This window comes from Paraburkholderia sp. A1RI-2L (assembly GCF_048957375.1).
GTDB lineage: Bacteria > Pseudomonadota > Gammaproteobacteria > Burkholderiales > Burkholderiaceae > Paraburkholderia.
Genome location: NZ_JARBTA010000001.1, coordinates 2,099,878 through 2,115,194 on the forward strand (window position 1 = coordinate 2,099,878; position 15,317 = coordinate 2,115,194).

Annotated in this window: 15 protein-coding genes; 2 read left to right on the top strand and 13 right to left on the bottom strand. The window is 64.9% G+C overall.

Annotated elements, in window-relative coordinates:
• Positions 1-44: 44 nt before the first annotated feature.
• Positions 45-347 carry a hypothetical protein gene (locus tag PWP93_RS09695; protein WP_421044325.1) on the bottom strand — a complete coding sequence of 101 codons (303 nt, stop codon included), beginning with the start codon at positions 345-347 and terminating at the stop codon, positions 45-47.
• Between PWP93_RS09695 and PWP93_RS09700 the strand changes: the two genes are divergently transcribed.
• Complete coding sequence (locus PWP93_RS09700; protein ID WP_421044326.1) at positions 340-1,191, top strand: symmetrical bis(5'-nucleosyl)-tetraphosphatase; 852 nt, start codon at positions 340-342, stop codon at positions 1,189-1,191. The two genes, PWP93_RS09695 and PWP93_RS09700, sit on opposite strands and share 8 nt — an antisense overlap.
• A gap of 24 nt (positions 1,192-1,215) precedes the next feature.
• Here PWP93_RS09700 and PWP93_RS09705 read toward each other — a convergent pair whose 3' ends face one another.
• The 8 genes from PWP93_RS09705 to PWP93_RS09740 form a co-directional block, all read right to left on the bottom strand.
• On the bottom strand, positions 1,216-1,995 hold the full coding sequence (locus tag PWP93_RS09705; protein WP_421044327.1) for a lysophospholipid acyltransferase family protein: 780 nt from the start codon (positions 1,993-1,995) through the stop codon (positions 1,216-1,218).
• 45 nt (positions 1,996-2,040) lie between these two features.
• A complete protein-coding gene (locus tag PWP93_RS09710) occupies positions 2,041-3,330 on the bottom strand; it encodes a dihydroorotase (protein ID WP_421044328.1) in 1,290 nt (429 codons plus the stop codon).
• A gap of 26 nt (positions 3,331-3,356) precedes the next feature.
• Positions 3,357-4,376, bottom strand: coding sequence for an aspartate carbamoyltransferase catalytic subunit (locus tag PWP93_RS09715; RefSeq protein ID WP_421042417.1), 1,020 nt, complete (start codon positions 4,374-4,376; stop codon positions 3,357-3,359).
• 113 nt (positions 4,377-4,489) lie between these two features.
• Positions 4,490-5,014: a bifunctional pyr operon transcriptional regulator/uracil phosphoribosyltransferase PyrR gene (gene pyrR, locus PWP93_RS09720; RefSeq protein WP_421044329.1), complete on the bottom strand. Its 525-nt coding sequence runs from the start codon at positions 5,012-5,014 to the stop codon at positions 4,490-4,492.
• Entirely contained in the window at positions 5,011-5,469 is a 459-nt protein-coding gene (ruvX, locus tag PWP93_RS09725; RefSeq protein ID WP_421044330.1) for a Holliday junction resolvase RuvX, read from the bottom strand. Before ruvX ends, pyrR begins: the two co-directional genes overlap by 4 nt.
• Entirely contained in the window at positions 5,466-6,044 is a 579-nt protein-coding gene (locus tag PWP93_RS09730; protein ID WP_035526577.1) for a YqgE/AlgH family protein, read from the bottom strand. The genes ruvX and PWP93_RS09730 overlap by 4 nt, the downstream gene beginning before the upstream one ends.
• Before the next feature lie 189 nt (positions 6,045-6,233).
• A complete protein-coding gene (locus PWP93_RS09735) occupies positions 6,234-7,766 on the bottom strand; it encodes a hypothetical protein (protein ID WP_421044331.1) in 1,533 nt (510 codons plus the stop codon).
• 205 nt (positions 7,767-7,971) lie between these two features.
• Positions 7,972-8,142, bottom strand: coding sequence for a rubredoxin (locus PWP93_RS09740; RefSeq protein WP_008342674.1), 171 nt, complete (start codon positions 8,140-8,142; stop codon positions 7,972-7,974).
• A 298-nt stretch (positions 8,143-8,440) separates the two neighbouring features.
• On the opposite strand from PWP93_RS09740, the gene PWP93_RS09745 reads away from it, so the two are divergent.
• Positions 8,441-9,292 carry a hydroxymethylpyrimidine/phosphomethylpyrimidine kinase gene (locus PWP93_RS09745; RefSeq protein WP_421044332.1) on the top strand — a complete coding sequence of 284 codons (852 nt, stop codon included), beginning with the start codon at positions 8,441-8,443 and terminating at the stop codon, positions 9,290-9,292.
• Between the two features lie 133 nt (positions 9,293-9,425).
• On the opposite strand, the gene groL is transcribed toward PWP93_RS09745, so the two are convergent.
• The 4 genes from groL to PWP93_RS09765 form a co-directional block, all read right to left on the bottom strand.
• A complete protein-coding gene (gene groL, locus PWP93_RS09750; protein ID WP_421044333.1) occupies positions 9,426-11,066 on the bottom strand; it encodes a chaperonin GroEL in 1,641 nt (546 codons plus the stop codon).
• A 44-nt stretch (positions 11,067-11,110) separates the two neighbouring features.
• Positions 11,111-11,401 (bottom strand): co-chaperone GroES, encoded by a 291-nt coding sequence (gene groES, locus PWP93_RS09755; protein ID WP_028202123.1) that lies wholly within the window; start codon positions 11,399-11,401, stop codon positions 11,111-11,113.
• A gap of 455 nt (positions 11,402-11,856) precedes the next feature.
• The gene (locus PWP93_RS09760) at positions 11,857-13,248 is read right to left on the bottom strand and encodes a DUF2252 domain-containing protein (RefSeq protein WP_421044334.1); all 1,392 of its coding nucleotides are present in this window, start codon (positions 13,246-13,248) and stop codon (positions 11,857-11,859) included.
• 92 nt (positions 13,249-13,340) lie between these two features.
• Complete coding sequence (locus tag PWP93_RS09765; protein WP_421044335.1) at positions 13,341-15,077, bottom strand: SulP family inorganic anion transporter; 1,737 nt, start codon at positions 15,075-15,077, stop codon at positions 13,341-13,343.
• Between the last annotated feature and the right edge of the window lie 240 nt (positions 15,078-15,317).

Here is a 15,317-nt window from a genome sequence, read left to right on the forward strand (position 1 = left end):
GAAAGAATGCTGTAAAAGTGGGCTTCAGGCAGGATATCGCCTGGTTATAGCCACGCAGCATACTTTGACTCTGATTTTGTAACAGCAATTATACGGACAGCTTGAGCGAAAGCCATACCCCTAACATCTTGAAACAGCTTGACAATTTCTGTCCTTTTCGCTCCGGCACGTAAATATTCGATTGCCGTTCCACAACTCGCCTGCGTCAATTTGCGCCAGAACAAACCCGACAATTCAGCCGCACTCATACCGCAATCGTTTTCCTGTGATACCGTCACTCTCTTGTCCCGACATCCTGTCACGCTCACCCGCAGCTGATCCGCACCTGTTTCCGTTTCGATGACCAAGCTCGCGCCCTTTCCGCCGCCTCTCGCTTTTGGCGATCTTCAAGGCTGTCTTACCCCATTCCGTGAGCTGCTTGCCAAGGCTGGCCCTTCCGCCGACACCCCGCTCTGGTTCGCGGGCGACCTCATCAATCGCGGTCCCGACTCGCTCGAGACGCTGCGCGAGGTGATCGCGCTCGGCGATCGGGCGGTGGCGGTGCTCGGCAATCACGATCTGCACCTGCTTTCCGTCGCGGCGGGCATCCGCAAGTCGAAAAAGGGCGACACCATCGACGACATCCTGAGCGCTCCCGATGCCGAGGACCTTCTGCACTGGGTGCGTCATCGTCCGATAGCGCATTACCAGCATGGCATGCTGATGGTGCACGCCGGCGTGCTGCCGCAATGGGATGTCGAACTCACGCTGGAACTCGCGCGCGACCTCGAAAAGGCGTTGCGCGGCGATAGCTGGAAAGAAGTGCTGGCCGGCCTCTACGGCAACGAGCCCAACCGCTGGTCGAAGAATTTGAAGGGGATCGAGCGGCTGCGCATCACCTGCAGCGCGCTCACGCGCATGCGCTTTTGCGATGCCGATGGCGTCATGGACTTCTCCACGAGCGGCGGGCTCGATTCCGCTCCGCCGGGTTTCATGCCGTGGTTCGACGTGCCGGGCCGCAAGACCGATGACGCCACCGTGGTGTTCGGCCATTGGGCGGCGCTTGGCCTCACGTTGCGCGAAAAGCTGATCGGCCTGGACTCGGGCTGCGTCTGGGGCGCGCGTCTTTCGGCGGTCAGCCTGCAAGCCGATCCCCACCAGCGCGTGCTCACTCAGGTGCCCTGCTCGAACTGCCGCGCGATCTCGGGCTGAACGAGCGGCGCGCAGCGCCCTGCCTCAACCGTCAACCTCGCTGCGCAGCCCCTGCCTGTCCACCCGCCCCGGCGAGCGCAGCACTTCCAGCGCCTCCCCCACCGCTCCCTGCGCTTGCGCCGCGAGCCTGCGGCGATCATCGCCCGGCTCGATCGCCTCGCATACATACACGTGCGCCGTGATCGGCCCGGCCTTGAGCAACATATCGAGCGACTCTTTGAGCGAGACATCGCCGATATACGCGGGTGCCGCCGACTGCCGCCCCTGCGCGTCTTCGTAGAGAATGCAAATGGGCTGCACGGGCGTGCCCGCCGACACCGGCGCCTGGAACATATTCGCGTGAAACGGCTTGATCGCGAGACCGTCGGTGGTCGTGCCCTCCGGGAACACGCACATCAATTCGCCGCGTCCAAGGCGCGCCGCCAGTTCGTGCATGATGCGGTGCGCGTCGCTGCGCCTCTCGCGCTCGATGAACACGGTGTCCAGATTCTGCGCGAACCAGCCGATCAGCGGCCAATTGCGGATCTCGGCCTTCGAGACGAACGGCGTCGGCCGCCACGCGTTGATCACGTAGATGTCGATCCACGAAATGTGATTGCTCACGACGAGCGCGCCCGCATCGAGCCGCGCCGCGTCGTTATGCACGACGATTTTCATGCCGCACAGTTCGAGCATCCGGCGCGACCAGGCGCGGTTCATGGCGTGGCGCGCCTGGGGCGTCGCGCGCGGAAAGCGCACGCCGACGGTCCAGGCGCCGCGCAGCAGGTGCCCGAGCAGCCGGGCTTTACGTATAAAGAGCCTCATGGGGATATGAATGTCGATGGCCGTCGCGAGTGTGCTCGATGATCCTCAATGATGTCCGGCGTCGCGCTCGAAGCCGACGCGCCCCGCCACCAGCGTTGCGCGCACCACGGCGGGCAGTTCGTAGCCGAGGAACGGCGTGTTGTGCCCCTGGCTCTTGAGCGCGCGCGGATCGACGCGCCAGTGTGCGTTCGCGTCGAACACGCAAAGGTCGGCGGCTGCGCCTACGGCAAGGCGCCCTGCCTCACGCTGCATCACCCCGGCGGGCGCCGAAGTGATCGATGAAAGCGCCTTCGCAAGCGGCACGCCCGCTTCCTGCGCCCACTTCACCGTTAGCGAAAGCAGCAGTTCGAGCCCGCTCGCGCCCGGCGTGGCTTCGGCGAACGGCAGCAGCTTCTCGTCGTCGTCCACGGGCGTGTGCTGCGAGCAGATCGCGTCGATGGTGCCATCGGCAAGGCCTGCGCGAATCGCTTCGCGGTCGCGTTGCTGGCGCAACGGCGGGTCGAGGCGGAACTGGGCGTCGAAGTAGCCGATGTCCATGTCGATCAGATGCACGTGGTTGGCCGTCACATCGCAGGTCACTGGCAGGCCTTCGGCCTTCGCCGCGCGCATGAGCTCAACGCCCGCCGCCGACGAAAGATGTTGCACGTGCACGCGCGCACCGGTCACGCGCATCAGTTCGAAGAGCGTGAAGAGCGCGATGGTCTCCGCGCTCACCGGCACGCCCGACAGCCCGAGCCGCGAAGCCAGCGCGCCGCTCGCGGCCACGCCGCCCTTCGCGAGATACGCGTCCTGGGGGCGCAGCCACACGGCGTAGCCGTAGGTGCTCGCATACTGGAGCGCGCGCAGCAGGACCTGGGTGTCGGCAATCGGCTTGTCGGCCTGCGTGAAGCCGATGCAGCCGGCCTCCGTGAGCGAAACCATCTCGGTGATCACGCCGCCCTTCAGGCCGACCGTGAGCGCGCCGAGCGGATATACATGCGCGCGTTCGAGCTTGCCCGCGCGGTACCTGAGCATCTCGACGAGGCCCGCTTCGTCGAGCACCGGATCGGTGTCGGGCGGACACACGAGGCTCGTCACGCCGCCCGCGAGCGCCGCGTTCATTTCCGAGTCGAGCGTGGCCTTGTGCTCGTAGCCCGGCTCGCGCAGCCGCGCGCTCAGGTCGACGAAACCCGGCGCGACCATGAGGCCCTTCGCGTCGAGCGTTCGGTCCGCCTGAAAACCGGCGGGCGCGGCGCCGAGCGCGGCAATCTTGCCGTCGGCGATATACACGTCCTGCTGCGTTTCAGTTCCGCTCGCTGGATCGATCAGCGTGCCGCCTTGAATCTGAATCTTCATGCCCTGCCCTTGTTGTTCTCGCCCGTTCATTCGTTGTTCCCGGCGACGATGCCCATCACCGCCATGCGCACCGCAATGCCGAAGCTCACCTGGTTGAGGATCACCGACTGCGGGCCATCCGCGACCTGCGAGTCGATTTCGACGCCGCGGTTCATCGGCCCCGGGTGCATCACGATTGCATCGGGCGCGGCGAGCGCGAGCCGCTCGGGCGTCAAGCCCCAGCTCTTGAAGTACTCCTGCGCCGACGGCAGCAGCGCCCCGCTCATGCGCTCGTTCTGCAGGCGCAGCATGATGATGACGTCGACGTCCTTGAGCCCCTCGTCGAGGTTGTGGAACACGCGCACGCCCATCTGCTCGAGCCCGCCCGGCAGCAGCGTGCGCGGGCCAATCGCGCGCACTTCGGGCACGCCGAGCGTGGTGAGCGCGTGAATGTCCGAGCGCGCGACGCGCGAATGCAGGATGTCGCCGACGATCGCCACGCGCAGGTTCGTGAAATCGCGCTTGTAATGGCGGATCGTGTACATGTCGAGCAGGCCCTGCGTCGGGTGCGCGTGGCGGCCGTCGCCGGCGTTGATCACGTGCACGTGCGGCGCGCAATGCTCGGCGATCAGGTACGGCGCGCCGCTCGAGGCGTGGCGAACGACGAACATGTCGGCGTGCATCGCCGAGAGATTGCCGATGGTGTCGAGCAGCGACTCGCCCTTGCTCGTCGACGAGGCGTTGATGTTCAGGTTGAGCACGTCCGCCGAGAGACGCTTGGCCGCGATTTCGAAAGTCGTGCGCGTGCGCGTGGAGTTCTCGAAGAACAGGTTGAATACCGACTTGCCGCGCAATAGCGGCACCTTCTTCACGTCGCGGTCGGTGACGCTCACGAACTGCGTGGCAGTGTCGAGAATGTGCGTGAGGATCGCGCGCGGCAGCCCCTCGATCGTGAGCAGATGCTTGAGCTCGCCGTTCTTCGTGAGCTGCGGATTGCCCTTGAGAAAGCCATAGCGAAAGCGCTTGTCGTCCGGTACGTCCGGGGCCGGCGTGGGCTGTGTGTTCATCGCGAAATTCCTGCGCGGGTGTCTGACTGGGTCTGGCCGGGTCGTGTCGGATCCGGCCTGTTGTATGGGGTTCGGTGATGTCGCCCGAGCGTAGCGTTGCTCAGGCAAGGGGTTCAATGCGCGTCGCGAGGTTCGACGCGCAACACGAAGCGGCCATCGTCGGCGCGCTCGAGCACGAGCGTCGAGTCCGGGTCAGTCTGCTGCGCCTCGCCGCCTGTGAAGCGCGCCGCCACGGGCAACTCGCGCCCGCCGCGGTCGACGAGCACGGCCAGCTCGACCGAAGCGGGCCGGCCATAGTCGTAGAGTTCGTTGAGCGCCGCGCGCACGGTGCGCCCGGTGTGCAGCACGTCGTCGACGAGCAGGATGCGGCGGCCTTCCACTTCGAACGGCAGCGCGGTCGGGCTCGCCTGGCTGTGCAGGCCCTTCTTCGCGTAGTCGTCACGATGCAGTGCGACGTTCACCACGCCCCACTGCGCGGCTCCGAGGTCGTGCGCGAGCCGCTCGGCCAGCCACGCGCCGCCGCTATGGATGCCGGCAATCGCCACGCCATCGGGCGCACCGAACGTGCCGGCCGGGTAAGCCGCGCGAATCTGCTCGAGAACGGCGCGGTACAGCGCCTCGGCGTCGGGTGTGTTCATCGGGTGAATTGGGGCGGGGGTTTGTCGACAATCTCGTCGAGGTACTGCTGGAGGATCACACAGGCCGCTTCGGCGTCCACATGCTCCGCGCGTTCGCCGCGCTCGCGCAGGCGCGCTTCGGCGTCGACGGAGGAATAGCGCTCGTCCACCCAGACCACGGGCAGATTGAAACGGCCGTTCAGTTGATTGCCGAAGCGTTTGGCCAGCTTCGTCATGACATGCGGCGTGCCGTCGGGATGGCACGGCAGGCCCACCACCAGCAGATCGGGCTGCCATTCGCGCAGCAGCGCGCTGACGGCTTCGAAGCGATAGTCGATGCTGCGGTTCTGGATCACGGTGAGCGCGCGGGCGCTGCGCGTGAGCACATTGCCGAGCGCCACGCCGATGCGCTTCTCGCCGTAGTCGAACGCCAGCAAGGTCGCCTCGGCGGCGCCTCGCCCCGCGGCCACGCTCATGCGTGGCCCGCCTCGCCCGAAAGCATCGTCGACGAAATGCCGAGCAGCGCGAGCGCCGCTTCGAAGCGTTCCTCGGCGGGCACGTCGAAAACGATCTTCGGATCGGCTTCGACCGTGAGCCAGCCGTTCTTCGAGATCTCGTCTTCGAGCTGGCCCGCGCCCCAGCCGGCATGGCCGAGCGTGAGCAGGAACTGCTCGGGGCCGGTGCCGCTGGCGACGGCTTCGAGCACGTCCTTCGAGGTGGTCATTTCGAGGCCGCCGGGCACCGACATCGACGAGGTGTAGTTGGTGCCGGTCTTGGGCGCATGCAGGACGAAGCCGCGCTCCGTCTGCACCGGGCCGCCGAAATAGACGGGTACGTGCAGCAGCGGTTCGATTTCGAGCTTGAGGTCGATGCGCGAGAACAGCGCTTCCAGATCGATATCGGTAGGACGATTGATCACGAGGCCGAGCGCGCCGCGCTCGGAATGATCGCAAAGGTAGACCACCGTTCCTGAAAACGTGGGGTCCGCCATGTTGGGCATGGCGATCAGGAACTGGTTGGTCAGATTGATGCGATCGTTACTCTTGGACATGGTTTGAATTCTAGCAAAGACGGTACGGAACGGCGGTTGGCCTCAACGCCTTTCTGGGTCCCGGTCGGGCCGAGCTCCGTAGCAAGGAGATGATCACTCTATCATGCGCAGGCTACACGGCTGCAACGCCGCCGGTGCGTGCGCGGACGCACCAGTACGCCAAACGGACGACGGAAAAAACGATGCGCCTCAACGCGGCGCGAGTTGCGCCGCCGCGCCCGTTGCGCCAGCGCCACTGGTTGCGCCCGCCGCAATTGCCGCGCCAAGGGCGCGCACTGCCGCGCTCGCATCGGGTTGCGCGACGCCCGCCGCCACCTTGTGCAACATCGCGCGCAGCGCCTCGTTGGCGTGCTCGATCGCCTGCGCGCCAGGTGCTTCCACGGCCACATGGCCTGAGGCTGCTTGCGCCCCCTGCGCCCCGCCAGCGGCCGAATGCGCGGTGCGCCGCCAGGCCAGGCCGAGCGCGTCGGAGAGCAGGCCCACGTGGCCAAGCCCGAGCGCCCACGCCGCCGCGCCGATGCGATACGCCGCATCCGCCGCCACGAGCGCCGCCGGGGAATTCGCGGGCGCACCGGCAGGCCGCAGCGAAAGTGCGCGAGACGCTGTGCCTAGCTCCAGCATGGCGGCATCGGCGGTCTGCAGGAAATCTTCGTAAGCGTTGCCGTTCACCACGAGCGCGCCCAGCTCGCGCGTGGGCGCCACGCGCGCCGCCAGCGCGTCGGCCTGCGCGCTGCCCGCCTCCCACAGCGCCTCGGACGCCTGGGTGCCCGCAACATGCCAGTCCACGGTCAGGCCGTAGTCGAGCAACAGATCGACATCGGCGGTGTCTTCCGCAGCGGCGCCGAAGAGCGCGTAATCGCGCCACAACACCGCGAGCGCCACGCACACGAACGACTGCGGCGCGACGCGCAGGCCACGCGCCTGCTCCGCAATCAGCAGATTGCAACGCGCGTAAAACGAGCGCATGGGACCATCGCCCCAGATCGTCACGCCGTTGCGCAGCATCCGGGCACAAGCCGAAGCAAGACGCCAGAAGTCGTAGGTATTGGCGCTCGCGAGTTCCGCGATGCAGGCGTCCATCTCGCCGAACGCGGCCTGCGCGAACTGCTCCGCCGCGCGGCTGCCATTGGCCATCCGCGCCTTCAACGCGGGCAGCAAAGCTGCCTCGTAGCGCGCCCGAATCTGCGCGAGCCGCTGCCCCGGTTGCGCGGCCAGCGTGGCGACCGCGACGGGCCGGCCGGACAGCGCGACATCCTCATAAGCAAGCACGACGCCCGCTCCATGCGAGGCGAGCGCCTCGAACAGCACGCGCTGGCGCGCATACAGCACCGGCGAGCACGACAGTTCACGCAGATTGTGACGCTCGAGCGCGGCGACCAGATCCATCAGCGCATCGCGAAACGCCTCGCGAATGTGCCCCTCGTCTGCTCCATCGTGATCGTGCGCGGGGCGCGGCGGCATGCCGGGCGGCGGCGGCGCGGGCACCGATGCCGCCAGCGCAAGCGGCGAGGCCAGCAGCAACGTGTCCGCAAAACGCGCCGCCGCGAACCAGCCCGCGTCGCGCAACGCGCGCGCCGCCTGGCGCAGCGGCCGCGCGACATCGCGCTGCTCGTCGAGCGCGGCAAGCGCCTGGGTGAGCGCCGCATGCGCGAACGGCACTTGCCCGCCACGCGGATTGGGCAACGCTTCGAAACGGGCAACCGACGTCGTATGAAGGCTCATGGGCAGCGCCAGGAACAGTTGTGCGATACGGTGCGAAAAGCGGCTAGCCGGCCGGCTGACCGACTACCGCCTCGCGCGAATACCGGCGGGGTCAGGCAAAAAAGCGCGGGCGCCAGCCACGGACGCCAGGGGCGCCGGTAAAACGTTCGATAACGGTACTAACAACAACTGACGACGATCAGGCCAAAGCCTCGCACGAGACGCCTCAGATCTGGACCATCTCGAAGTCTTCCTTGCGTGCGCCGCACTCAGGACAGGTCCAGTTGATGGGAACGTCCTCCCAGCGCGTGCCGGGGGCGATGCCTTCGTCTGGCAAACCGGCTTCTTCATCGTAGATCCAGCCGCAGATCAGGCACATCCAGCTTCTATATTCCATTCTTATGCCGCGTCGAAAAGTCCAAAAAACCGCCTGCGGACAAGCGCCGCGGACGATCGGGAAAACTGTCTGAAAACAGGAGCCATGATGGTACCGTGTTGCCGATTCCATGCCTAGCAACTGTGGCCGCGCCCGAGTCGCGCGCCTCGCACGCCGTCCCGACGTGAAAATCCCTCGCGTGTGGCAGGTCATCCGTCCCCGGCAACGCCCGCGAGGCCGCATAATCGAACCGTCGGCGCGAGATAGCCGCCGTCACCCGCAGCAACCACGAGCCAACCTAACATTCCCGTCAACGCACATGCCCGGCGACACCCCTCCCATCGTCCTTACCTTCGGCCTTTCCGATCCGACCGGCGGCGGCGGCCTGCAAGCCGATCTGCTCACGCTCGCCAGCATGGGCTGCCACGGCGTGAGCGTGCTCACCGGCTACACCGTGCGCGACTCGGCCGGATGCGACGAAGTCACCGGTCTCGACCCCGAAACCGTCGCGGCCCAGGCACGCATGCTGCTAGAAGACATGCCGGTGTCGGCGTTCAAGGTGGGCGCGGGCACGCGCGCCGAAGTGGTGAGCGCAATCGCCGAAGTGGTCGCTGACTACGACGAGTTGCCGCTCGTTGTCGCGCCCGACTTCACGCTCGACGACGAGCACGTGCTCGCCGCCGACGAGCTGCGCGAAGTCGTCACCGATCTGCTGGTGCCGCAAACCACCGTGCTGGTCGCCGACGTCTCGGTGCTGCTCGCGCTCGCGCAGCCCGACGGCGACGCCGATACGCCCAGCATCGACACCGCGATCTCGCATCTGCTCGCCACGGGCTGCGAATACATTCTCTCGATGGAAACGGGCTCGCACCGCGTGGTGAACACGCTCTATAGCGAAGAGGGACAGTTGCGCCAGGACTTCTGGGACCGCTCGAACCAGCCGATGATGGGGCTGTCCGACACGCTCGGCGCGGCGATCGCCGCGTTGCTCGCGAACGGCCAGGAACCGCCTGAGGCGGTACGCGAGGCGCAGGAGTACCTCTATCAGGCCGTGCAGAATGCGTTCCGGCCGGGTATGGGTGCGTGGATGCCGGACCGGTTTTTTTGGGCGCGGAGTAATGATGCGGAAGGTGACGCCGAGGGCGACGAAGCGTCGCCAGATAACGCCTGATTCCAGACCGCATCCGGACTGCAAAACGAAAAACCCCGCAGCGATAAACTGCGGGGTTTTTCTTTCGGGCTTGGGGAAACGCACCTCACGACGCGTCCCCCGCACTTCAATGTAATCGGGCGTTAAGCCTCGATTACATGTCCATGCCCATGCCGCCCATGCCGCCGGGCATGCCGCCAGGCATCGGAGCATCTTCCTTCGGCACTTCCGCAACAGCTGCGTCCGTCGTCAGCAGCAGGCCTGCGACCGAAGCTGCGTTTTGCAGCGCGGTGCGCGTGACCTTCGTCGGGTCGACCACGCCGGCTTCGACCATGTCGACGTACTCGCCCGTCGCTGCGTTGTAGCCGTAGTTGCCCTGGCCAGCTGCAACAGCTGCCACGACCACCGAAGCTTCTTCGCCGCCGTTCGTGACGATCTGGCGCAGCGGCTCTTCCATTGCCCGCAGGACGATCTTGATACCTGCGTCCTGGTCTGCGTTGGCGCCCTTGACGTTCGCGATTGCCGTGCGTGCACGGATCAGCGCGACGCCGCCGCCGGGGACGATGCCTTCTTCAACGGCAGCACGGGTTGCGTGCAGCGCGTCTTCCACGCGTGCCTTCTTTTCCTTCATTTCGACTTCGGTCGCAGCGCCGACCTTGATCACTGCAACGCCGCCTGCCAGCTTGGCAACGCGCTCTTGCAGCTTTTCACGGTCGTAGTCCGAGGTCGCTTCTTCGATCTGCGTGCGGATTTGCTTCACGCGCGCTTCGATGTTCACGGCTTCGCCTGCGCCGTCGATGATCGTCGTGTTTTCCTTGCCCACTTCGATGCGCTTCGCTTGACCGAGCTCGTTCAGCGTTGCCTTTTCGAGCGTGAGGCCGGTTTCTTCAGCGATGACCTGACCGCCGGTCAGAATCGCGATGTCTTCCAGCATGGCCTTGCGACGGTCGCCGAAGCCCGGAGCCTTCACAGCAACGGTCTTCAGGATGCCGCGGATGTTGTTGACGACCAGCGTGGCCAGTGCCTCGCCTTCGACGTCTTCAGCGATGATCAGCAGCGGACGGCCAGCCTTCGCGACTTGTTCCAGAACCGGCAGCAGGTCACGGATGTTCGAGATCTTCTTGTCGAACAGCAGGACGAACGGGTTTTCCAGGACGGCGACTTGCTTGTCCGGGTTGTTGATGAAGTACGGCGAGAGGTAGCCGCGGTCGAACTGCATGCCTTCGACGACTTCCAGTTCGTCTTGCAGCGACTTGCCGTCTTCGACGGTGATGACGCCTTCCTTGCCGACCTTGTCCATCGCTTCAGCGATGCGATCGCCGATCGACGTGTCGCTGTTCGCCGAGATCGAGCCGACTTGCGCGATTTCCTTGTTGGTCGTGCAGGGCTTGCTGACCTTGCGCAGTTCGTCGATAGCTGCTGCGACGGCCTTGTCGATGCCGCGCTTGAGGTCCATCGGGTTCATGCCCGATGCGACGTACTTCATGCCTTCGCGCACGATCGACTGGGCCAGGACCGTAGCGGTCGTGGTGCCGTCACCGGCGTTGTCGCTGGTCTTGGAAGCGACTTCCTTGACCATTTGCGCGCCCATGTTCTGGAGCTTGTCCTTGAGCTCGATTTCCTTTGCGACCGAGACACCGTCCTTGGTGACCGTCGGGCCGCCGAACGAGCGCTCGAGGACCACGTTGCGGCCCTTCGGACCCAGCGTGACCTTCACTGCGTTGGCGAGAATGTTCACGCCTTCAACCATCTTGGAACGGGCGGAATCGCCGAACACGACGTCTTTAGCTGCCATCTTCTAACTCCTTGAATTCTTGATGAATGAGCGGTGGTCTGAACTTACTTGTTCACCACGGCCATGATGTCTTCTTCGCGCATCACGAGCAGTTCGTTGCCGTCGACCTTGACGGTCTGGCCTGCGTACTTGCCGAACAGGACGCGGTCGCCGACCTTCACGTCGAGCGCGATCAGGGCGCCCTTGTCGTCGCGCTTGCCCGGGCCGATGGCCAGGACTTCACCTTGATCCGGCTTTTCTGCCGCTGCGTCCGGGATCACGATGCCCGAAGCGGTCTTGGTTTCTTGATCCAGGCGCTTGACGATCACGCGATCATGCAAAGGACGAAGGTTCATGGATAGATCCTCTATCTTGGTTGGGACTTGAAGAGACAAAACCTGGCTGACGACAACCACCAGCCAGCGATGTTTGGCACCAGAGTTGTTAGCACTCTCATGCGGTGAGTGCTAATTATATGGACGGGGAATGACAAATTCAAGAACGGGCCGGATGGGTTTTTTTGGCACACCGCGGTGGCCGGCGAGCCCACGATTCCGAGCCTCGGGCACCCGAACCCGAGCTCGCCAAACGGGCGCAAGCCGCGGAATCATGGTCATTTTTATCATTAAAAACAAAGATTTATATTAACCACCCGCTGACCCACGAGTCTTCTGACGATAGCTAACACATGACAGGCTGACGCATCCTTCAAATCATGCCCCAATTTCACGACGCGCCCCAGGGGAATCCCTAAACATCGAGCAAGTATTGAGGTCTTGATCAAATTCCTGGCGAACCCCAGCCTCATTGATCATTGATGTATGACCTGGATCCGCCCCGACTTGACCGCTATCTTCAAGACCTCCCAATCGGCTTCATTGCGGTCGGCGTAAGCGAGCGCGAATCGCTCGACTGCCTCGTCGAAAGCACTCGACTTGCCGATATAGCCGCAGATGAGTGCCGGATCGCCCGCCTTGGCCATCGAATGGGCCAGCGCGTGCGCGCAGGAGACCGCATATTCCCCGAGATCCTCGGCACCGAAGGTGGTGAAATCGAATGCGCCTTTCATGTCCCGCAACTGGCGCACGTAGCAGTCGTTTCCGGTGTGCCGCATCTTCGACCACCCGAGAAAGATATCGCTCGCCGACTGCAGCAGGCGCTGTCCGTTCACCACACGCTGGCCGTGGTTCGGAAAACGGCTCGGCGGCACATAGCCCTCCAGCACGGAGGCGCGCGCCTCCTTCAATTGAAGGAATAGCGGGGACTCGCCATCGGCCATGAACAGCGCCTGATAGCACCGCGTCCCGACCGAGCCAATGCCCACGACCCGAATGGCCACATCCACGAGTTCATAGCGGTCGAACAGTGCGCGCCTGTCATCGGGGAGCGTCAAGCGGTAGTCGGCGAAAAACCGCCGGACCTGCGCCTCGTACTGCTTTTGGTCGTGCGGGCTCGCCAGGGGAACGTGATACACGAGCGGCGCCACGTCCTTGATGCGCAGCTTGCCGTTGACGATCTCGGTGGCATGCCCCATCTCGGAACGCGACGACTGCAGCCGCGCCTTCTCGATCACCGCCAGTTCTTTCTGTTTTTCCTCCAGCGTATCGGCAATCGCGAGCATGCTCGCGGCCCTGAACTGGTAGTACCAGACGTCGAGCGTATCCATCTGGCTGAACCTGACGATCTGCTGCCGAAACGTCTCGCACAGCCGCCGCACCACGGCGCGCTGATCGCGCGTCGCCAATCCGCGTTCGCGCGCGGCGATCACGAACGAGGTCGCCAGCCTGCGCAGATCCCAGTCGAACGGGCCGGGCAGCGTTTCGTCGAAGTCGTTGGGCCCGAACAGGATGCGCCGCTCCGGGCTCGCGAACAGTCCGAAGTTCGCGAGGTGCGCATCGCCGCCCAGCTGCACGGTCACGCCGGAATGCGGCAGCTTCGAAAGGTCATGGGCCATCAGCGGCGCGGCGCCGCGATAGAACGCAAACGGATTCGCGACCATGCGCCCGTAGCGAATCGGTATCAGCTCGGGCACCCGCCCCACGTTGGACGCGTCGAGCAACGCGAGCGGATCCCGATCGTCGAGCCGGCACACCGCCAGCTTCGCGCGCGGCGCCATTTTGCGCGCCGCCTTGCCGCGCCCGATTCGCGACGCCAGCGAGCCGCGCCCGCCAAACAGCATGGACGGATCATCCAGCACAGCCACGGCTCCCGGGCCAGCGGGTTCTTTCGCAGGTTCATTGCGCTTGTCTGCAGCGGTTTTAGCCACGCGTCATCCCCTCTTCCTGTTCGTTGGCTTCAGCCTGGTTTCGCATCGTCGGGCGAAGCCGCCGGTGTGTCCGGAGCAACGTTGCTGAGCGCCTCGATCGCGGCATCGACCGTCGCGAAGATCTCGCGATGCGCGCCTCGCGCACGCAGCGCCTTGTAGCGCTCGATCTCACGGCGCACGCCGGTTGGAAGCGCGACGGCCGCAATGCCGATACCGCGCCGGTCGAGCTCCTCAGCCAACTGGATCAACGCCTTGCCGCCCGTGTAGTCGATGTTGTTGATCACCGACGCATCGATCACCACCCAGCGCGGCGCCGGATTCGCGCCGTTCACGAGCATCAGCACTTCCTCGGTGAAGCGTCCGGTATTCGCATAGAAGAGATCCGCTTCGAACCGGTAGACGACGATGCCTGGCACCGCGAACAGATTCGGCTCGACGCGATGCGGAACCCAGTGGCCGGAGGGACTGCGCGTGAGCACGCGCGTATGCAGGCGGTAGCTATGCCGCACATGAGCGATCAGCGACAGCACGACGGCGGCGAGAATGCCGTGCATCACATCGACGAACACGACCACGCCCGCCGTCAGCGAGGCGACGATCAACTCGTCTTTCTGCATGCGATAGAGCTCGGCCAAACCTTTCGCGTCGATCAGCTTCACGCCGATCATGAAAACGATCGCCGATAATACCGCCGCGGGCAGCAGGCTCAGCGGGCGCGTGAGGAACAGCAGCACCAGCAGCACGATGGCGGCCGTCGTGAGATGCGCGATCTGGGTGCGGCCGCCCGCTTCGTCGACCATCTCGGTCTTGGTCGGACTGCCATTCACGACGAAGGTCCCCGTGAAGGCCGCCGCGGCGTTCGCGGCGGCGAGCCCGACGAGGTCCGCGTTGTCGTCGCCCTTCTCGTTGTAACGGTTGGCATAGGCGCGCGCGGTCGCCGCGCTCTGCGCAATGATGACGATGAAGCACGAGGCGGCCGTGACCAGCACCTCGTTGATATCGGCCGCCGCCAGGCGCGGCAGGAACAGCGACGGCAGGCCGCCCGGCACGTTGCCCGTTACCGCGATGCCACGCCCCGCGAAATCGAAGACGCCGCTCGCGAGGATCGAGCCGATCACGGCAATCAGCGCACCCGGCGCGCGCGGCGCGAAACGCTTGCAGCCGATGATCACCGCCAGCACGCTGAACGAAAGCGCCGCGGTTGCAGCGTGCGCTGCGGGGATGCGCTCGAACGCCGAGACCGCTTGCATGATCGGACCATGCCCCTCTTTCGGCAGCCCGATCAGCCCGGCGAACTCGCCGGCGGCGACCTGCACGCCCACGCCGGTCAGAAAGCCGATCAGTGCGCTGCGAGAAAGAAAGTCGGCCAGAAACCCCAGCCGGAACACTCGCGCGATCACGAGCATCACGGCAACGGTGAGGGCCACCGTGCTGGTGAGCCCGACGTATTTCGGACTTCCCAACGCAGCGACGGTCGTCAGTTCGCCCGCAAGGATCGCTGCGGTTGCGGAGTCCGCGGCGACCACCAGTTGCCGCGACGCACCCAGCACCGCGAACGCGATCAGCGGCAGCAATATCGTATAGAGCCCGGTCACGGTGGGCGTGCCGGAAATCTTCGTGTACCCCATCACCTCGGGAATGCCGAGCGCAGCGAGCGTGATGCCCGCAATGATGTCGTGTGGCAACTGGGCAGGCTTGACTGGCAAAACGCCTTGCAGAAATGGCAGGCGATGCGAACGGGACTCCGTGGCAGCAGCCGGTTTCATTTCGTCGCCTCCACCCGGGTGTCGTGGCGAAATTGCTCCATTCCTGAACGCTGCCCCCTGAAAACCATTTGTCAGGAAATGCGGCAGGGGATGGGATCCGATCGAGACAACAGCAAACCTGATTCGAGACTGACACCGTCGTCTCTTTTATACGAATAGTCAATAGTTCGGGACACTACGCTCCGCTCGGGCACACCGCGAAATGCAGGAACGACACTGGGTTAGCTAGCGAACGGAAAC

Coding starts and splice junctions, on each gene's coding strand:
- PWP93_RS09765 (WP_421044335.1), bottom strand. CDS start 15,077: ATGAAACCGGCTGCTGCCACGGAGTCCCGTTCGCATCGCCTGCCATTT.
- groES (WP_028202123.1), bottom strand. CDS start 11,401: ATGAACCTTCGTCCTTTGCATGATCGCGTGATCGTCAAGCGCCTGGAT.
- PWP93_RS09735 (WP_421044331.1), bottom strand. CDS start 7,766: ATGAGCCTTCATACGACGTCGGTTGCCCGTTTCGAAGCGTTGCCCAAT.
- PWP93_RS09745 (WP_421044332.1), top strand. CDS start 8,441: ATGCCCGGCGACACCCCTCCCATCGTCCTTACCTTCGGCCTTTCCGAT.
- PWP93_RS09740 (WP_008342674.1), bottom strand. CDS start 8,142: ATGGAATATAGAAGCTGGATGTGCCTGATCTGCGGCTGGATCTACGAT.
- pyrR (WP_421044329.1), bottom strand. CDS start 5,014: ATGAACACACCCGACGCCGAGGCGCTGTACCGCGCCGTTCTCGAGCAG.
- ruvX (WP_421044330.1), bottom strand. CDS start 5,469: ATGAGCGTGGCCGCGGGGCGAGGCGCCGCCGAGGCGACCTTGCTGGCG.
- groL (WP_421044333.1), bottom strand. CDS start 11,066: ATGGCAGCTAAAGACGTCGTGTTCGGCGATTCCGCCCGTTCCAAGATG.
- PWP93_RS09705 (WP_421044327.1), bottom strand. CDS start 1,995: ATGAGGCTCTTTATACGTAAAGCCCGGCTGCTCGGGCACCTGCTGCGC.
- PWP93_RS09730 (WP_035526577.1), bottom strand. CDS start 6,044: ATGTCCAAGAGTAACGATCGCATCAATCTGACCAACCAGTTCCTGATC.
- PWP93_RS09710 (WP_421044328.1), bottom strand. CDS start 3,330: ATGAAGATTCAGATTCAAGGCGGCACGCTGATCGATCCAGCGAGCGGA.
- PWP93_RS09700 (WP_421044326.1), top strand. CDS start 340: ATGACCAAGCTCGCGCCCTTTCCGCCGCCTCTCGCTTTTGGCGATCTT.
- PWP93_RS09715 (WP_421042417.1), bottom strand. CDS start 4,376: ATGAACACACAGCCCACGCCGGCCCCGGACGTACCGGACGACAAGCGC.